The sequence below is a fragment of the Mycobacterium sp. AMU20-3851 genome, from assembly GCF_043974665.1.
GTDB lineage: Bacteria > Actinomycetota > Actinomycetes > Mycobacteriales > Mycobacteriaceae > Mycobacterium.
On sequence record NZ_CP146371.1, the window covers coordinates 5,534,765 to 5,550,748 of the forward strand.

General features: G+C 64.3%; 14 protein-coding genes and 1 pseudogene. 6 read left to right on the forward strand and 9 right to left on the reverse strand.

Going from position 1 to position 15,984, the window contains the following annotated elements; all coding sequences use genetic code 11:
• Nucleotides 1-91 precede the first annotated feature (91 nt).
• Nucleotides 92-382 (forward strand): metal-sensitive transcriptional regulator, encoded by a 291-nt coding sequence (locus V4U86_RS26590; protein ID WP_395308831.1) that lies wholly within the window; start codon nucleotides 92-94, stop codon nucleotides 380-382.
• Nucleotides 383-553: 171 nt separating this feature from the next.
• On the opposite strand, the gene V4U86_RS26595 is transcribed toward V4U86_RS26590, so the two are convergent.
• From V4U86_RS26595 to V4U86_RS26620, 6 genes and pseudogenes are all read right to left on the reverse strand, one after another.
• Complete coding sequence (locus V4U86_RS26595) at nucleotides 554-988, reverse strand: DUF5078 domain-containing protein (protein WP_395308832.1); 435 nt, start codon at nucleotides 986-988, stop codon at nucleotides 554-556.
• An 11-nt stretch (nucleotides 989-999) separates the two neighbouring features.
• A complete protein-coding gene (locus V4U86_RS26600) occupies nucleotides 1,000-1,323 on the reverse strand; it encodes a DUF732 domain-containing protein (RefSeq protein WP_395308833.1) in 324 nt (107 codons plus the stop codon).
• A 92-nt stretch (nucleotides 1,324-1,415) separates the two neighbouring features.
• Nucleotides 1,416-1,493, reverse strand: a pseudogene (locus V4U86_RS26605) (hypothetical protein); the annotation flags it as partial.
• A gap of 96 nt (nucleotides 1,494-1,589) precedes the next feature.
• Nucleotides 1,590-2,096 carry a universal stress protein gene (locus V4U86_RS26610; RefSeq protein ID WP_395308834.1) on the reverse strand — a complete coding sequence of 169 codons (507 nt, stop codon included), beginning with the start codon at nucleotides 2,094-2,096 and terminating at the stop codon, nucleotides 1,590-1,592.
• 42 nt (nucleotides 2,097-2,138) lie between these two features.
• Nucleotides 2,139-3,581, reverse strand: a complete 1,443-nt coding sequence (locus V4U86_RS26615; RefSeq protein ID WP_395308835.1) for an MFS transporter — start codon at nucleotides 3,579-3,581, stop codon at nucleotides 2,139-2,141.
• 502 nt (nucleotides 3,582-4,083) lie between these two features.
• A complete protein-coding gene (locus V4U86_RS26620) occupies nucleotides 4,084-5,016 on the reverse strand; it encodes a DMT family transporter (protein WP_395308836.1) in 933 nt (310 codons plus the stop codon).
• Between the two features lie 584 nt (nucleotides 5,017-5,600).
• On the opposite strand from V4U86_RS26620, the gene V4U86_RS26625 reads away from it, so the two are divergent.
• From V4U86_RS26625 to V4U86_RS26640, 4 genes are all read left to right on the forward strand, one after another.
• On the forward strand, nucleotides 5,601-6,026 hold the full coding sequence (locus V4U86_RS26625; protein ID WP_395312226.1) for an MmpS family transport accessory protein: 426 nt from the start codon (nucleotides 5,601-5,603) through the stop codon (nucleotides 6,024-6,026).
• Nucleotides 6,027-6,034: 8 nt separating this feature from the next.
• Nucleotides 6,035-8,905, forward strand: coding sequence for an RND family transporter (locus V4U86_RS26630; RefSeq protein WP_395308837.1), 2,871 nt, complete (start codon nucleotides 6,035-6,037; stop codon nucleotides 8,903-8,905).
• A 161-nt stretch (nucleotides 8,906-9,066) separates the two neighbouring features.
• Complete coding sequence (locus tag V4U86_RS26635; RefSeq protein WP_395308838.1) at nucleotides 9,067-9,900, forward strand: hypothetical protein; 834 nt, start codon at nucleotides 9,067-9,069, stop codon at nucleotides 9,898-9,900.
• A gap of 311 nt (nucleotides 9,901-10,211) precedes the next feature.
• A complete protein-coding gene (locus V4U86_RS26640; protein ID WP_395308839.1) occupies nucleotides 10,212-10,970 on the forward strand; it encodes a hypothetical protein in 759 nt (252 codons plus the stop codon).
• 73 nt (nucleotides 10,971-11,043) lie between these two features.
• On the opposite strand, the gene V4U86_RS26645 is transcribed toward V4U86_RS26640, so the two are convergent.
• On the reverse strand, nucleotides 11,044-13,161 hold the full coding sequence (locus V4U86_RS26645) for a heavy metal translocating P-type ATPase (protein ID WP_395308840.1): 2,118 nt from the start codon (nucleotides 13,159-13,161) through the stop codon (nucleotides 11,044-11,046).
• A 52-nt stretch (nucleotides 13,162-13,213) separates the two neighbouring features.
• Nucleotides 13,214-13,543 carry a metal-sensitive transcriptional regulator gene (locus tag V4U86_RS26650; RefSeq protein ID WP_395308841.1) on the reverse strand — a complete coding sequence of 110 codons (330 nt, stop codon included), beginning with the start codon at nucleotides 13,541-13,543 and terminating at the stop codon, nucleotides 13,214-13,216.
• Nucleotides 13,544-13,546: 3 nt separating this feature from the next.
• Between V4U86_RS26650 and V4U86_RS26655 the strand changes: the two genes are divergently transcribed.
• Entirely contained in the window at nucleotides 13,547-13,681 is a 135-nt protein-coding gene (locus V4U86_RS26655; protein WP_395308842.1) for a hypothetical protein, read from the forward strand.
• Between the two features lie 6 nt (nucleotides 13,682-13,687).
• Here the strand turns inward: V4U86_RS26655 and V4U86_RS26660 are convergent, their stop codons facing one another.
• On the reverse strand, nucleotides 13,688-15,982 hold the full coding sequence (locus tag V4U86_RS26660) for a heavy metal translocating P-type ATPase (protein ID WP_395308843.1): 2,295 nt from the start codon (nucleotides 15,980-15,982) through the stop codon (nucleotides 13,688-13,690).
• Nucleotides 15,983-15,984: the final 2 nt, after the last annotated feature.

Here is a 15,984-nt window from a genome sequence, read left to right on the forward strand (position 1 = left end):
GAGTTCAGTCGATGACCGACCTCCACTGGGGCGTGATGGGGATGGCTAATACGATCAAGTCTGGCCGGTGCAGAACCCGCCAGGAGGCTAGATGACGACCACACACGGATATGCGTCGCAGAAAGACAACTACGCTAAGCGACTGCGCCGTATCGAAGGCCAGGTTCGCGGCATCGCCAAGATGATCGACGACGACAAGTACTGCATCGATGTCTTAACCCAGATCAGCGCGGTCAACAGTGCCTTGCGCACCGTGGCGCTGGGTTTGCTCGATGAGCACCTCGACCACTGCGTGACCCGGGCGGTCGCCGATGGCGGCGACGAGGCCAACGCGAAGCTGGCTGAGGCCTCCGCTGCCATCGCACGACTCGTACGTTCCTGATCGTACGGAGACTGCACCATCACAGTAGTTGCGCCACAGGCCATTTCGGCGTCGTCTAGCCGGAAGATCATGGGACCACGTTGATCATTGGATCGATAAGAGGGCGTCGATGAGTGTCAGAACGGCGATAGCTGCGCGCCGATTTCCTACGCACCGCGTCAATCTAGAGCGTCACCAGACCCAGACCGACATGTCGTCGGGTGGGTAGTTCATGCAGACGTCGGTGGAGGCGGCGACCACGCCTTTGTTGTTGAAGAAGATCTTGGCCCAGTTGGGCCAGTTCCAGGACAGTTGTTCGTAGAAGGCGTTGGTGGCGGTGTCCTCGGAGTATTGGCGGCGTCCGGCGTAGTCCATGGAGAAGAACCAGTGGATGCGGTCCTGCACGGCGCGGTGTACTTCCGGGGATTTGTTGTTGTAGTCGATCATGTAGCGCTCGTAGTAGACCGGGTTGGTGTCGCGGGTGGCGGCCAGGATCTGCTCGGCGGTGCACGGGGTGTGCAGGATCTTGTTGGGGATGGGGTAGTTGTCGGTGGCGTCGGCGGCTGCGGTGGGGGCCAGGGTCAGGGCGGCGGCGGCCAGGGTGGCCAGTGAGAGCTTGGTGAACATCGGTGTCTCCCTTACTGGGTGAGCAGGACGCGCTTGTCGGGGCAGTAGTAGTTCATCGCGGCGGCCAGGAATTGCCAGGCTTGTTCGGTGCTGCTGCCGCGTTGCAGTTGGTCGGCGACGAATTTGGCCGAGTCGCGGGCGGTGGCGTCCACGCCGCGGTGCAGGCGTTTGCAGGCGATCTTGCCGATCCAGGCGTTGTAGTCCTTCTGCCCGTAGATGCCGTAGCTCTGCAGTTCCTTGGCGAACGCGGTGTCCGGGTCGGCCTGCGCCGGCGCCGCCAGCACGAGTGCGGACGTGACGCCGGCGGTCAAGATCGCCAACAGTGGCTTGAACATGTTTCAACTCGTTTCCCGCGAAGAGTTTCCGGTCGCGTCCGGCTCGTGCTTCGGCCTCGGGATTGGGCCCAGGTGTTGGCACACCCTCGCTGTGGCCACCAGAACGCTATCGACGGCGTCATCAGCGCCCGGATCACCAACGTATCGAAGAGCGGCCCCAGACCAATCGAGCGCGGTCTGCTGACGCTGTAGGACTTCGCTTTTCGTCCAGGAGTTTACCGAACTTGGCGGACACCGTGATGACCACCGAAGCTTCTGTCGGACGCTCACGCGTGGTGGGCGTCGGGTTCCGGCGTGCTTGGCCGCTGACGGGCAGAGATGACTGCCTCGGACGGTACGACAAGGGTTGGTCGGCGGGCATGGTGGAGCACGTTGACAGACGTGCTGCCGAGCACGGCCGACCACAGCCCACGGCGGCCTCGGGAGCCGAGCACAATGAGGGCCGCGTCGATCTCATCGGCGACCTGCACGATCGACTCCGATGCGGTCGTCATCCTCGACAGCACCCGCGGCTCGGCGTTCAAACCGGCGGCGCGTGCACGCTTGGCGCCTTCGAACGCGATCCGTTCGGAGGAATCGAGGCTGGCTTCTTCGATGCCACGAAGGTCGTCCAAGGCGGGATGCCCCTCGAGGTGAGCTGCGAGGCCTTCCATCGGCTGACGGGCGTACAGGACGACGGCCTGGGCGCCCGGGAGAAGTTTGGCGACTTCCTCAATTGCTGTGCAAGCGTCGGGAGAGCCGTCGTAGGCGATGAGAACAGACGTTGTGGTCATGGTGATCCTCTCTTTCTAGGTGTGGGTTGATCTAGCCTGCGTTCAGGCGCGCTCTGCAGCGGAGCTGCTGCTTTGAACGGGACCGTCGGTGTGCGGCATGCGGAGGGTCAGCGCAGCTATCACTGCACCCGCCAGGGCGATCAGAGCGGACCCGAGGAAGGCTGCCGAGAAGCCGTCGGTGAGCGCAGACGGGTCACCGAGTTGGGCCGTGCCGTAGGAAGCGGCAACGGCAGTCATTGCCGCCAGGCCGAGTGCGGAACCGACCTGGTAGCTCGTGTTGACGATCCCCGACGCGAGGCCACCTTCTTCGGGTCGGGCGAATGAGATGGCGGTTCCGAGCGAGGGGATGAAGGCGAGTGACATACCGAGTGCCGCCACGAGCGATGCGGGCAGGACGTCAACCCAGAAGTTGCCATCGGGCCGAATGAGGGACAGCCAACCCATACCGATGGCGAGTATCACCAGACCGGTGACGATCATGGCCTTTGGTCCGAAGCGGTTGATCGCTCGCGGCGCGAGGACGATCATTCCGACCATGATGAGGAGCGTCATCGGCAGCAGGGCTGCGCCCGAGGGGAAGGCGCTGTAACCGAGAACCTGCTGCAGGTACAGATTGAGGAAGAACCACATCGGGATCCACGCACCGCCAAGCAGCAACTGTGCGATGTTGGCCGCACCCAGATTCGGCGTGCGGAAGATGCTCAAGCGCATCAACGGTTCACGACGGGAAGCCTGCACTCTGAGGAAGATTCCAAGCAGGACGACCGAGACCACGAGCACGCCCCACGTCTCAGCAGAGCCCCATCCGGCCTCCGGAGCCCGGACGATGGCGTACACCGCCGCGCCGAGACCTCCGGTCACCGTAAGCGCGCCTGCTACGTCGACGGCGCCCCTCACCCTGGCGCCGCCAGTCGGCATCAGGACTGGCGCGGCGACCAGCGCGAGTACCGCGACCGGAATATTGATGTAGAAGACCCAGGGCCACGACACGTACTCGGTGATCACGCCGCCGAGAAACACACCGGCCGTCCCGCCGGCCGGGGCCGCAGCACCATAAAGAGCCAGGGCCTTGGTCAGCTCACGCGGATCAGAACCGAAGAACATCATCAACAGAGTCAGGGCCGACGGCGCGATGAGAGCCGCGCCGGCGCCCTGCACGGCGCGGCCCGCGAGTTCGATGCCCACAGTGCCAGCGAGGCCGGCCACGGCAGACCCGACCAGCAGGATGCCCCATCCGACGCTGAACATCCGGCGAGCCCCGAAGAGATCGGACAGGCGACCGCCGAGCAAGAGCAGCCCGCCGAAAGCAACCACGTAGGCGTTGAACACCCAGGACAGATTCTCCTGTGAGAAGCCGAGATCTTCCTGCATACGAGGCAACGCGACACCGATGATTGAGGTGTCCATGATGACTATGAACTGAGCTGTGGCGATCAAAGCGAGCGCCCACCAACGCCGGGAGGAGGGAGGTGATTCGACAGACATTTCGTTACCTCGTACCAGTTAAGGGTGTGGCAACCGGATGGCCACATACCGCAAGTTTGAACAGGGTGTGTTCGCGTCGACCATCTTCCGCAACGCGACGAGCCATACCCTACCAGGGTATGGTACTTCAGCAAGTATCACTGCCCCGCAGCCCTACTTCTGCAAGTCAAGCGACTGCAGCCGGCGGGTGCCCGATGGCATGGTCGATCTGCGCACTGAGGACCGAGCGATGCTCTGTGCGTTATTGTTTCGCCTAATCTGAAGATGCTTCTCGCGATCCTGCCCAGCACCAGCATGCTGGCGAGGGAGCATCCACCCGGTCAGTGACAGGCTGCCGGCACGGTTGGTTTGTACCGCACGGGGCAGGCCCCGCGACCACTTGGGGGTCGCGGATCTGTGACGGTGAAGATCTCGCGCGTATACCACCGAAATGGTCATCAATCAGGTTATTTACGAACGCTATTCCGATTCTTAGAGGTGGTAGGACGCTTGGCCATCCCGGTCACCGGCGCCGCCGGCGGATCACGGGCGTCCGGGAGGCGCGTGACTTGCCGAAGGTGAGGAGGCCGACGCCGGTGCTGATCACCAGTAGCCCCAACACCACCGCTGCAGTGAGCGGTTCGCCGAGCCAGCCCACAGCGAGCCCGACGCCGGCGATCGGGACAAGGAATGTCACCGTGGACGCGGCGACGGGACCCGCGTGACGGATGATCCAGAAGTAGAGGAGGTAGCCGCCTGCGGTGGCGCCCAGCCCGAGCACCGCGACCGCTGTGATCGCAGCGGCGGTCACCGGCCCTGACGGGGGTACCGCCATAGTGGCGGCGACGGTCACCGGAATCAGCAGGAGCGTGGCGGCCACTTGCTGGCCCAGCGCCAGGGTCGTCGGTGCAGTGCTTGGGAAGGTCCGCCGGGCGTAGGTGCCGCCCAGCGCGTAGGACAGTGCTGCGATTAGGGATGCCCCGGCGGCCATGGCGGTGCCGATGTCTGCCGTCAGCGGGACACCGCCGAGCAGGATGACCACGCCGAAGACACCGGCGGCGACACCGAGTATCCGCCGCCAGGTGATGCGCTGACCGAGCCACCCCGCCGCGATCAGAATGGTGAACATTGGAGTGGTGGCGTTCAGGATCGCTGCCATCGAGGCGCTGAGCCCAACGATGGCAGTAGCCACCAGGGTCAATGGGACGGCGACGTTGAGCGCCGCGAGCAGAACATACGCCCCGAAGCGCTGGTGCACCCCGCGCCAGAGGTCTCGGCGGGCTACGGTGAGCAGCGCGAGCACAACCGCGGCCACCGCTAGCCGGATGTGGGTGGTTCCGACGGGGCCGAACGCTGGTGCCGCGAGCTTGATCAGTGGAAACGCGCTGCCCCACAAGGCGCCAAGCAACAGCAGGGCGCTGAGCAACACTCCCGGATGGGGCTTGCCGGCGATCACGCGGCCTCCTGGGCCGCGAAACGAAGTGTCCTGGCGTGTTGTCGACATGTCAGCTCTTCCTCGACCGTCCGATGCAGACCACGGGTTTGGCCGTCGGTGCGCGCCCAGCAAGTCGTCGGCTTTGCAGTGGACGTGGCCGTGCGGCGCGTGGTGGTGGTAGTGAAGCTTTTGCATCTGTTCCGCTGTGCCCCCAACGATACCGAGGCGGCCCGACGTCGTCACCATACCCGGGTAGGGTACCCGATCTCTCTCCGTCGGGACACACCGTCTATCGATAACAGTCCAGGATGTGCCTGACCGGGCCCGAGGCGCCACGATTCGCCAACGGCGTTGGCTTATATACCCTGTTGCACAACCTATTTCAGTTGACAGTTAGCAACGTCATCAAAACGAGGCCGCCGTAACAACCACGAAGAGATGACGTCCCACATGCGTCACACCGCAGCCATTCACTCCATCCCACATACTCCCTAGGGGTATATGGTGTACGCTCCCGGCAGGTGTTCGACAGCTCGACGGAGGCGGACAGCGCCGATTCTGCAAATGTTCACGCCGGTATGGCTGACGCTTTGAAAGGACGAGAGATGTTCAGGGTCGTGCAGCGGATGTGGATACCGATAGTGGTGGTGATGGTGGTCGCGGTCGCAGTGTTTGCGGTGATTCGGCTGCACGGGGTGGCCGGTTCCTCGACGGACATTCCTAACGCCATCAGGGATGGATCCGAACCCGTCATTCCCAAAGACGTGATTTATGAGGTGTTTGGCCCCGCGGGAACGACGGGCCAGGCGAACTTCCTCGACGAACATGCTCAGCCCCAGTACGCGAACTTCACGACATTGCCGTGGTCGTACACGATCTCGACGAGATTGATGTCGGTCTTCGCCAATGTGGTCGCACAGGCAGACAGTGGCACGCTTGGTTGCCGGATCACCGTCAACGGTGAGGTGCGCGACGAACAGTCGGTGACGGCTCATAACGCCCAGGTGTTCTGCTTGGTGAAGTCCGCATGAGAACACTTATGACCGCTGCCAAGCCGTCCCGTTTCGCGTCGGCCATCCGCCGGGCACCGGGTCTGATGATTGTGGCTTGGTTGGTGGTGATGGTGGCGGTGAGTGTCGTTGTGCCGTCGCTTGAAAAGGTGGGGCAAGCGAACTTGGTCTCGCTGGCGTCCGAGGATGCGCCGTCCTTCAAGGCGCTCAAGAAGCTGGGCGAAGAGTTCGATCAGTTCGGCTACGACGGCATGGTCATGGTTCTGCTGGAAAGCGATACCGAGCTCGGGGACGAGGCGCGCGACTACTACCGCGGCCTGGTTGCCCAGTTCAAGGATGACCATGAGCATGTCGACCACGTTCAGGACTTCTGGGGCGACCGCGTCACCGCGGGCGGGTCGCAGAGCGTGGATGGCAAGGCCGCCTACGTGTTGCTGAATATCGTTGGAGACCAAGGCACTACACCGGCGAAGAAGTCGGTAGAGTCGGTGCGCGATATCGTCGATCAAAGCAACCCGCCGCCCGGGCTGAAGGTCTACGTCACCGGTCCGGCCGCGCTCACGATGGACTTGAATGCCGCCGCTGACGATAGCCAGCTGATGATGACGTTGATCACCTTCGCGATCATCGCTCTCATCCTGTTGGTCATCTATCGGTCCTTGGCGACAATGTTGATCGTCACGATCACGGTGTTTGTCGAGCTCAGTGCCGCGCGCGGAGTGGTTGCCATCCTCGGGCATTACCAGGTCATGGAATTGTCGAACCTGGCCGTGAACCTGCTCACGATGCTGGGAATTGCGGCAGCTACCGACTACGCAATATTCTTCCTCGGCCGATACCACGAGGCGCGGGCAGCCGGCCAGGATCGTATAGCAGCGTATTACACGACCTATCACAGCGTTTCACATGTCGTGCTCGGGTCAGGATTGGCGATTGCGGGTGCGACGCTGTGCCTGACGTTCACCCGGCTGCCCTACTTCGCAGCGGTGGGCATTCCCAACGCCGTGGCCATGCTTGTCATTGTCGCCGCGGCGCTTACGCTCACTCCGGCAGTCCTGCTGGTGGGCACCCGCTTCGGGTTGCTCGAATCAAAGCGCAAGATCACGACCCGAGGATGGCGCCGGATAGGCACCGCCCTCGTGCGCTGGCCTGGACCGATTCTGGTCGTGACGATGATCGTCTCGCTGATCGGTCTAGCGGTGCTGCCGTCGTACACGGTGAACTACAACGACCGGTACTACGTCCCAGACAGGATGCCTTCCATTCAGGGATATCAGGCCTCGGATAGGCATTTCTCGAAGGCCAAAATGGACCCGGACATCCTGCTGATCGTCGCCGATCAGGATCTGCGCACTCCCGCCAACATGCTGATCCTGGACAGGATTGCCCGCAATGTCCTCCGCGTCGAGGGAATCAACAAGGTACAGAGCATCACCCGGCCCTTGGGGGCGCCGATCGATCACAGTTCGATCCCGTTCCAGGTGAGTATGCAGTCGGTGTCGATGACCGAGAACCTGCAGTATATGAAGGACCGCATGAGCGACATGCTCGGGATGACCGACGAACTCGGTGCAATGATCGCCATTATGGAACGCATGCAAAGCCTCATGCAGCAACAGGCCGACATCACCCACGACATGGTCGGCGACGCGAAGGACTTGAAGGCGACCTCCGACGAGATGCGCGACCACATCGCTAATTTCGACGATTTTTGGCGGCCCATGCGGAATTACCTGTACTGGGAACCGCACTGCGCCAACATCCCCATCTGTTTCTCCACGCGGTCATTGTTCGACGGCCTTGACGGAATCGACAAGCTCAGCGAAAACATGGATTCGATGCTGGTCAATCTGGAGAAAATGGATGAACTGACGCCGCAGCTCGTTGCGCAGTTACCGCCAATGATCGCAATTTCCAAGAACATCCAAGCCACCATGCTGACCATGCACAGCAGCTTCAACGGGCTGATTGAGCAGATCAGTCGCATGACCGACACTGCGACTGCAATGGGTCAGGCCTTCGACGCGGCGAAAAACGACGACTACTTCTACCTGCCGCCGGAGGCCTTCGACAACGCGGACTTCCAGAAGGGCCTCAAGCTGCTGGTATCACCGGACGGCAGATCCGCGCAGATGATCATCACGCACGAGGGTGATCCGGCGGGACCTGAGGCGATCGCCACCACGTCGGCGGAGCTGACTGCGGCGAAGGAAGCCATCAAGAGCACGCCGCTGGAAGGATCCGAACTGTATCTCGGCGGTACCGCCGCGACGTATCACGACATCGAGGAATTTACGAAATACGATCTGATGATCGTCGTGATCGCGGCGCTCAGTCTCATCTTGATCATCATGCTGGTCATGACGAGAAGCATCGTCGCGGCCACGGTGATCGTCGGAACGATCGCGATCTCGTTGGGTTCGTCGTTCGGGCTTTCGGTGCTCTTATGGCAGCACATTCTCGGCCAGCAACTGCACTGGTTCGTGTTGCCGATCACGGTCATCATCTTGTTGGCGGTCGGATCGGACTACAACCTGCTGCTGGTGTCCCGGTTCAAGGAAGAGCTGCATGCCGGTCTGAATACGTCGATCATCCGGGGCGTCGCTGGTTCCGGGAGCGTGGCCACCCAGGCGGGCCTTGTGTTCGCAATAACCATGGGCTCGATGGTCACCAATGACCTGATCGCCATCGGTCAGGTCGGATCCGCGATCTGTCTGGGCCTGTTGTTCGACACCTTCGTGATCCGCGCGTTCATGACCCCGACGGTTGCAGCGCTGCTGGGTCGCTGGTTCTGGTGGCCGATCAAGGTGCTCCCCACCTCGGTGGTCAATCGGCGCGCCGCCACACCCGACGATTCCGCCGGCGAGGACACCAGCGAGATCCCGGTTCCGGCCCGCTGAGCGCGGTCCAGTAACCGGCAGGCCTTGACGGCCAAGGCATGTCTTGGGCGCCCCGGTCGTGGTGCACGACCGGGGCGCGGACATCAACCGGTGCGCCAAGACACCGGGTAATCCCCACGGACCCGTCCGCGTCGTGGACGAAGCAAACGGAGGCAGCGTAGATGAATCAGCGAGCACAACACCACACCGACAACGCCGGATCGCCGTCCTCGGTCGTGATGCCCGGCCTGTCGATCGAACGCAGCGGCTATCAGATCCGCGACGTCACAGCACCCGGCGCCACCGGACAGGAGGGCAAGCTGTCGTTTCGTTTGACCGGCCCGGGCGGAGCTGCGCTCACCGAGTACGACACCGCGCACGAGAAGGACTTGCACCTGATCGTCGTACGTAGCGACGGTGCCGAGTTCCGGCACGTGCACCCCACCTACGACGGTGACGGCTCATGGTCATTGCCGTGGCGATGGAATGCGGCAGGCTCCTACCGGCTTTACGCCGACATCGTTCCGAGCGAACTCGGGAGCAACGTGACACTGACCTCGACCACGTCGGTCGCTGGCGACTTCGCACCGCGGCCGTTGCCGCCGGTTTCCGCCGTCGCCACGGTCGCCGATTTCACCGTAGCCCTGCACGGATCACTTGGCGTCGGCACAAGTTCGACTCTGACGTTCACCGTCAGCCGCGCGGGGCGGTCGGTGCAGAGGCTGGAGCCCTATCTCGGGGCCTACGGGCACCTGGTGGCGCTACGGGCGGGTGACCTCGGGTACCTGCATGTGCACCCGATGGGTGAGCCGGGCGACGGAATCACCGAGCCCGGTCCCGACATCGAGTTCATGGCAGCCGCGCCCACGGACGGCACGTACCTGCTCTACCTGGACTTCAAGGTGGATGGACAGGTCCACACCGCGGAGTTCACAGTCACCGCGGCACCGGGCGCGGCTGCCGGCAGTGCCCCCGCCGGCGCGCCCGAGACCGTACACCCCGGCGCCGGACATTGACCGACAACACGATGGAAGGGTTGATCACATGCCCTCATCGCCCGCTCAGCCGCAGACGTTCAGGTACACCCAGCATCGAGCTCGACATTAGCGAGATGACCTGTGCCTGTACCGGTTTGCCATGCTCGTGCGGCTCGAAGCGAAACATGATTGCCGAAATGCCGATACGGCAGTCTGTTCATAAGCAAGGCAGTTGCGATGATCCGCAACGAGCTTGTCCAACATGTGCTTCGTGACAGAAGAATCTCGGTCGGGTTGAGATGTGATGTCGGGTGGTCGAGTTGCCGTGTTGGTGCTGTCATCATCGCTCAGTGGCTATCAAGGCGGCGCCCAGGACCGACAGCAGATTGGCTGCTCGTTGTGCGGCGCTGGCGTCATTGGGAGCTGCGGTCGTCCATTTTGCCGTAGTACCGGCGCACTGGCGCGAGTGGCCGCTGTCCGGGGTGTTCTTCGCCGTTCTTGCGCTGCTGCAGCTGATGTGGGTGCGGGCGGTGCTCGTCAGGACGACGACACCGATTCTGGCCGCGGGCATCCTGCTCAACGGGGGTGCCATTGCGTTATGGGTACTGTCTCGGACTGCGGGCGCCCCGTTCGGTCCGCATGCCGGCCAACCGGAGGTGGTGCAGGGCGCTGACCTTGCGGCGTTAATGCTTCAGATCTACGTAGTGATGGGTGCTGGCTGGATCTGGTATCGCGGATTGCAGGGCGAACCGGTTTCGGCGCTGGCCAGTGCTGCAGTGTTATTCGGTGCAGTCGGTGTCGTCACGCTGGCATCGACGGTGGGCGTCGTTTCCGGTCAGCGCCATGGCCACCATCATGGCCCGGCCGACGCAGGCACCGACCATCACGGTCCGGTTCAGGCGGACACCGGTCATCACGGAAGCGAGGTCGAACACGCAGGGGATCACCACGGTGACAACCACCACGGGCAGGCACCGGCCCCGGCTGTTCCGCTGAACGTCACACCTGTCGCGCCGCCGCAAGCCCCGTCCGCCGACCCCGCTCCGCCGGCGCAGGCCCCCGTTGCCCCGGCGCAGTCGCTGCACGATCACAGCAGCCACGAACACTAAGAACCCCAGTAGCAGCCACCGCTTTGGACCTGCGGGGAACAACTTCTGTCGCAATGGATGCAGTCCGTTGCGGTCAGCTGTGCAGGACTGCGTCGGTGCTGGCTTCGGGTCGAAGATCCAGGCGTCGCAACAGTTGTGCGTTGAGTGCGACGACAATGGTCGACAGCGACATCAGGACGGCGCCGATCGACATCGGCAGCACGAAGCCGACCGGGGCCAGGATCCCGGCAGCCAACGGCACCGAGATAAGGTTGTACCCGGCGCCCCACCACAGGTTCTGTTGCATCTTGCGGTAGCTGGCACGGGACAACTCGATCACCGACAGCACCGAACGCGGGTCTGAGCTGGCCAGGATGACTCCCGCTGACGCGATTGCGACATCGGTGCCGGCACCGATGGCGATGCCGACGTCGGCTTGTGCGAGGGCGGGCGCGTCGTTGACGCCGTCGCCGACCATGGCGACTTTCTTGCCTTCATGTTGCAGCGCAGCGGCTTTCGATGCTTTGTCTTCTGGTCGTACGCCGGCGAAGACGCGGTCGATGCCGAGTTCCTGCCCGACGGTATGGGCCACAGCTTCGGCATCACCGGTGATCATGACGACCTCGACGCCGAGCTTGTGCAGCGCGTCGACGGCATCGCGGGATTCGCGGCGTACCTCGTCGGCCAGGCTCAGACCGCCGATGACGGTGCCATCACGGGCCACGTGCAAGATGATGGCGCCGTTCTCGCGCCACTGTGCGGCGACCTCGATCTCGGGTTCACCAAGTTCCGCAAGGAGTCGAGGACCGCCCACCCTTATCTGGTGACCGTCGACGGTCGCGGTCACCCCGACTGCTGGCGACGATGTGAAACCACTGGCTTGGGGGATATCGAGGCCGCGCTCGGTGGCGGCGGTGACGATGGCTCTCGCCAAGGGGTGCTCGCTGTCTGCCTCGGCTGCGGCCGCCAGCGCCAGGACGGTGCTCTCGTCGCCGCCGACGGTCTGCACCGCGGTGAGGGTGGGTTCACCTTTGGTGAGGGTGCCGGTCTTGTCGAACAGCACCGCGTCCACGGTGCGCATACCTTCCAACGCGAGGCGGTCCTTGATCAGCACTCCCCCGCGGGCCGCCCGCTCGGTGGCGATGGACACCACCAGCGGAATCGCAAGGCCCAACGCGTGCGGGCACGCGATGACCAGCACGGTGATCGCGCGGACCACCGCGGCATCGGGATCTCCGGCGAGCGCCCAGATCGACGCGGTGATCACGGCGGTGGAGACCGCGAACCAGAACAACCATCCCGCGGCACGGTCTGCCAGGCGTTGGGCTCGTGACGAGGAGTTCTGCGCCTCGGTGACCAGGCGTTGGATGCCGGCCAGGGCGGTGTCGTCGCCGGTCGCGGTGATCTGCACTCGCAGGCCGGAGTCGGTGGCGACCGTCCCGGCGGTGACAGTGTCTCCGGCGCCGCGGGTGACCGGGCGGGATTCCCCGGTGACCATCGACTCGTCCATGTCTGCACGCCCATCGACGATGGTTCCGTCGGCGGGAACGCTTCCGCCGGGGCGGATTACCACCACGTCGCCGACGCGGAGGTCGGCCGGTGACACGGTCACGGTGTGCTCGCCGTCGACTTTTTCTGCTTCGTCGGGCAGCAGGGCGGCCAGCGAGTCCAATGCCGATGTGGTTTGGGCCAGTGAGCGCATCTCCACCCAGTGCCCCAGCAGCATGATGACGATGAGCAGGGCCAGTTCCCACCAAAATTCGAGTTCGTGGTGCAGCACGCCCAGGGTGGCACCCCACGAGGCGAGGAACGCGACGGTGATGGCGAGCCCGATCAGCAGCATCATTCCCGGTTGGCGGGAACGGATTTCGCTGACCGCGCCGGTGAGGAAGGGGCGTCCGCCGACGAAGTACATGAGCGTGCCGAGCACAGGGGCCACCCACTGGGCGCCGGCAAAGGAGGGGATGTCGTAACCGACGAGCATCGCGAACATCGATGAGAACGCCACGACCGGGACAGCGATGACCAGGTTGATCCAGAACTGTTTCCGGAACGCGGCGACGTGATCGCCATGTCCGCCGTGCCCGCTGTGGCTTTCGTGCCCGTCGTGCTGGTGTTCGGTCGCGGTGCCGGGATGCGTCTCGCGGTAGTGATGGCCTACATGGTTGGCGTGTGTGGGGACCGTTTCTGCGGGGTCGGGGTGGTGTGTCATCTCTGTCCTTGAGCTCGTCGATCACCCGGGCGCCGGCGGCGGCCGGCAGCGCTTAGGAGCGCACCAGTCGGGCGATCGCTTGGGATGCTTCGGTAAGTTTGGCGTCGGCGCCCGGGCCCCCGGCGGCGGCCGCGTTGGCGACGCAGTGGCGTAGGTGGTCGTCGAGCAGTCCGAGCGCCACCCCTTGCAGGGCTTTGGTCAGGGCGTCGACCTGGGTCAGGATGTCGATGCAGTAGCGGTCCTGCTCGATCATGCGGCTTATTCCGCGGGCTTGGCCTTCGATGCGTTTCAGCCGTGCCAGGTATCGGTCTTTGTCGGTGATGTAGCCGTGGCGGCCGGCATCTGCCGTCGTGCAGTGGCCGGTCTCGTCTGTCGTGGTCACCAGTTGCTCGCTTCCACGTTCGCGGTGGGTGGAGTCGGGTTGCGCCAGTTGATGTCGAGCAGGTTGGGTGCCGCCGGGATGCGGGGCGTCGGTATCGGCTGCGACCTACTGGCGGTGCAGCAGCAGCTGCCCGGTTGATTTTGATCAGCCATGGCGGGCGTCCTCCCTGGTGCTGTCGGTGCTGGTGCTGGTGCTGGTGAAGCCGCGCAGCCGCAGGCTGTTGCCGACGACGAACACGCTGGAAAACGCCATTGCTGCGCCGGCGAGCATGGGGTTGAGCATGCCCAGGGCGGCGACGGGGATGGCGGCCACGTTGTAGGCGAACGCCCAGAACAGGTTGGTCTTGATGGTTGACAATGTCTTGCGGGACAGTCGGATCGCGTCGACGGCGCTGCGCAGATCGCCGCGGACCAATGTGATATCGGACGCTTCGATCGCCACGTCGGTGCCGGTGCCCATCGCCAGGCCCAGGTCGGCGTGAGCCAGTGCTGCGGCGTCGTTGACGCCGTCACCGACCATCGCGACGGTCTTGCCTTCGGCCTGCAGAGCGGTGATGACCTCCACCTTGCCTTCGGGCATGACCTCGGCCATCACGGTGTCGATACCGACCTCGGCGGCGATGCGGCGGGCGACGGCCTCGTTGTCCCCGGTCAGCAGCACCGGGGTCAACCCGAGTTGTTTGAGTTGTGTAATCGCTTGTGCGCTGCTGGATTTGACGGTGTCAGCGACGATCAGGATGCCGCGGGCGTGTCCGTCCCAGCCGACCGTGACCACGGTCTTGCCGTCGGCTTCGGCGCGGCGTTTGCCCTGCGCCAGTTCCTCGTCGAGGTGTTGTGCCCAGTCGGCCAGCAAGCTCTCGCGTCCAACGACGACCGCATGCCCCTCGACAATGCCTTGCACCCCTTTGCCTTGCACGTTGACGAAATCCTCGACGGTGGGCAGCGCGCCGGTCTCGTCTCGGGCGGCGGTGGCGATCGCGCGGGCGATGGGGTGTTCGGAGGCGTCTTCGAGGGCGCCGGCTAACCGGAGCAGGTCGGTGCGCGATGTTCCCGGTGCCGGGACCGCATCCACGAGGGCCATGGTGCCGGTGGTGACGGTGCCGGTTTTGTCCAGCACCACGGTGTCCACGGTGCGGGTGGATTCGAGCACCTCGGGTCCTTTGATCAGGATGCCCATCTGCGCGCCGCGGCCGGTCCCGACCAGCAGTGCGGTGGGCGTGGCCAGTCCGAGGGCGCAAGGGCAGGCGATGACCAGGACGGCGACCGCTGCGGTGAACGCTGAGGCGACGGGGTATCCGGCGCCCAGCCACGCTCCGAGGGTGATGACGGCGACGGCGATGACGATCGGGACGAACACCCCGGAGATGCGGTCGGCCAGGCGCTGCACCTCGGCTTTGCCGGTTTGGGCGTTTTCGACCAGTGTGGCCATCTGGGCGAGTTGGGTGTCGGTGCCGATTCTGCTGGCGCGCACGACAAGGCGGCCGCCGGCGTTGACGGTGGCGCCCACGACGTTGTCCCCGGGGCTGACTTCCACCGGAACGGATTCGCCGGTCAGCATGGACGCATCGACGGCCGAGGTTCCTGACACCACCACGCCGTCGGTGGCGATTTTCTCCCCGGGGCGCACGACGAACTCGTCGCCGACGGTGAGCGCTTCGACGGGGATCTTGGATTCGGTGCCCTCGCGCAGCACCGAGACGTCTTTGGCGCCCAACTCCAGCAGGGCCCGCAGCGCGGCGCCGGCCTGGCGTTTGGACCGTTTCTCGAAGTAGCGGCCGGCCAGGATGAACGTCGTGACGCCGGCGGCTACTTCGAGGTAGATGTTGGCTGCGCCGTGCGAGGGGGCCAATGTCAGCGTGAACGGATGCGTCATTCCGGCTTCGCCGGCGGTGCCCAGGAAGAGCGCATACAACGACCACAAGAACGCCGCGAGAGTGCCCATCGAGATGAGGGTGTCCATCGTGGCGCTGCCGTGGCGCAGGTTGGCCCAGGCGGCCCGGTGAAAGGGCCAGGCCGCCCAGATGACGACGGGGGCGGCCAGCGTCAGCGACGCCCACTGCCAGTAGGTGAACTGCAGTGCCGGGATCATGGCTATCGCAATCACCGGGACCGACAGTGCGCCGGAGGCAATGAGACGCTGACGCAGCGCGACCAGTTCGGGGTCCTCGGCGTCGGTGTCAGCCGAGGTGTCCCCGGCGGGGGCTGCGCCGGCGGCCAGGGTGGCCGAATAACCGGTCGCCTCCACGGCGGTGATCAGCTCGGCCGGGTCATAGCCCTCGGGGACGGCGACCGTGGCCTTCTCGGTCGCGTAGTTGACCGAGGCGCTGACACCGTCGATCTTGTTGAGCTTGCGCTCGATTCGGTTGGCGCAGGAGGCGCACGTCATCCCGCCGATCTGCAACTCGACGTGTGCCGAGGACACCGGTGTCGACGTCGTCATGG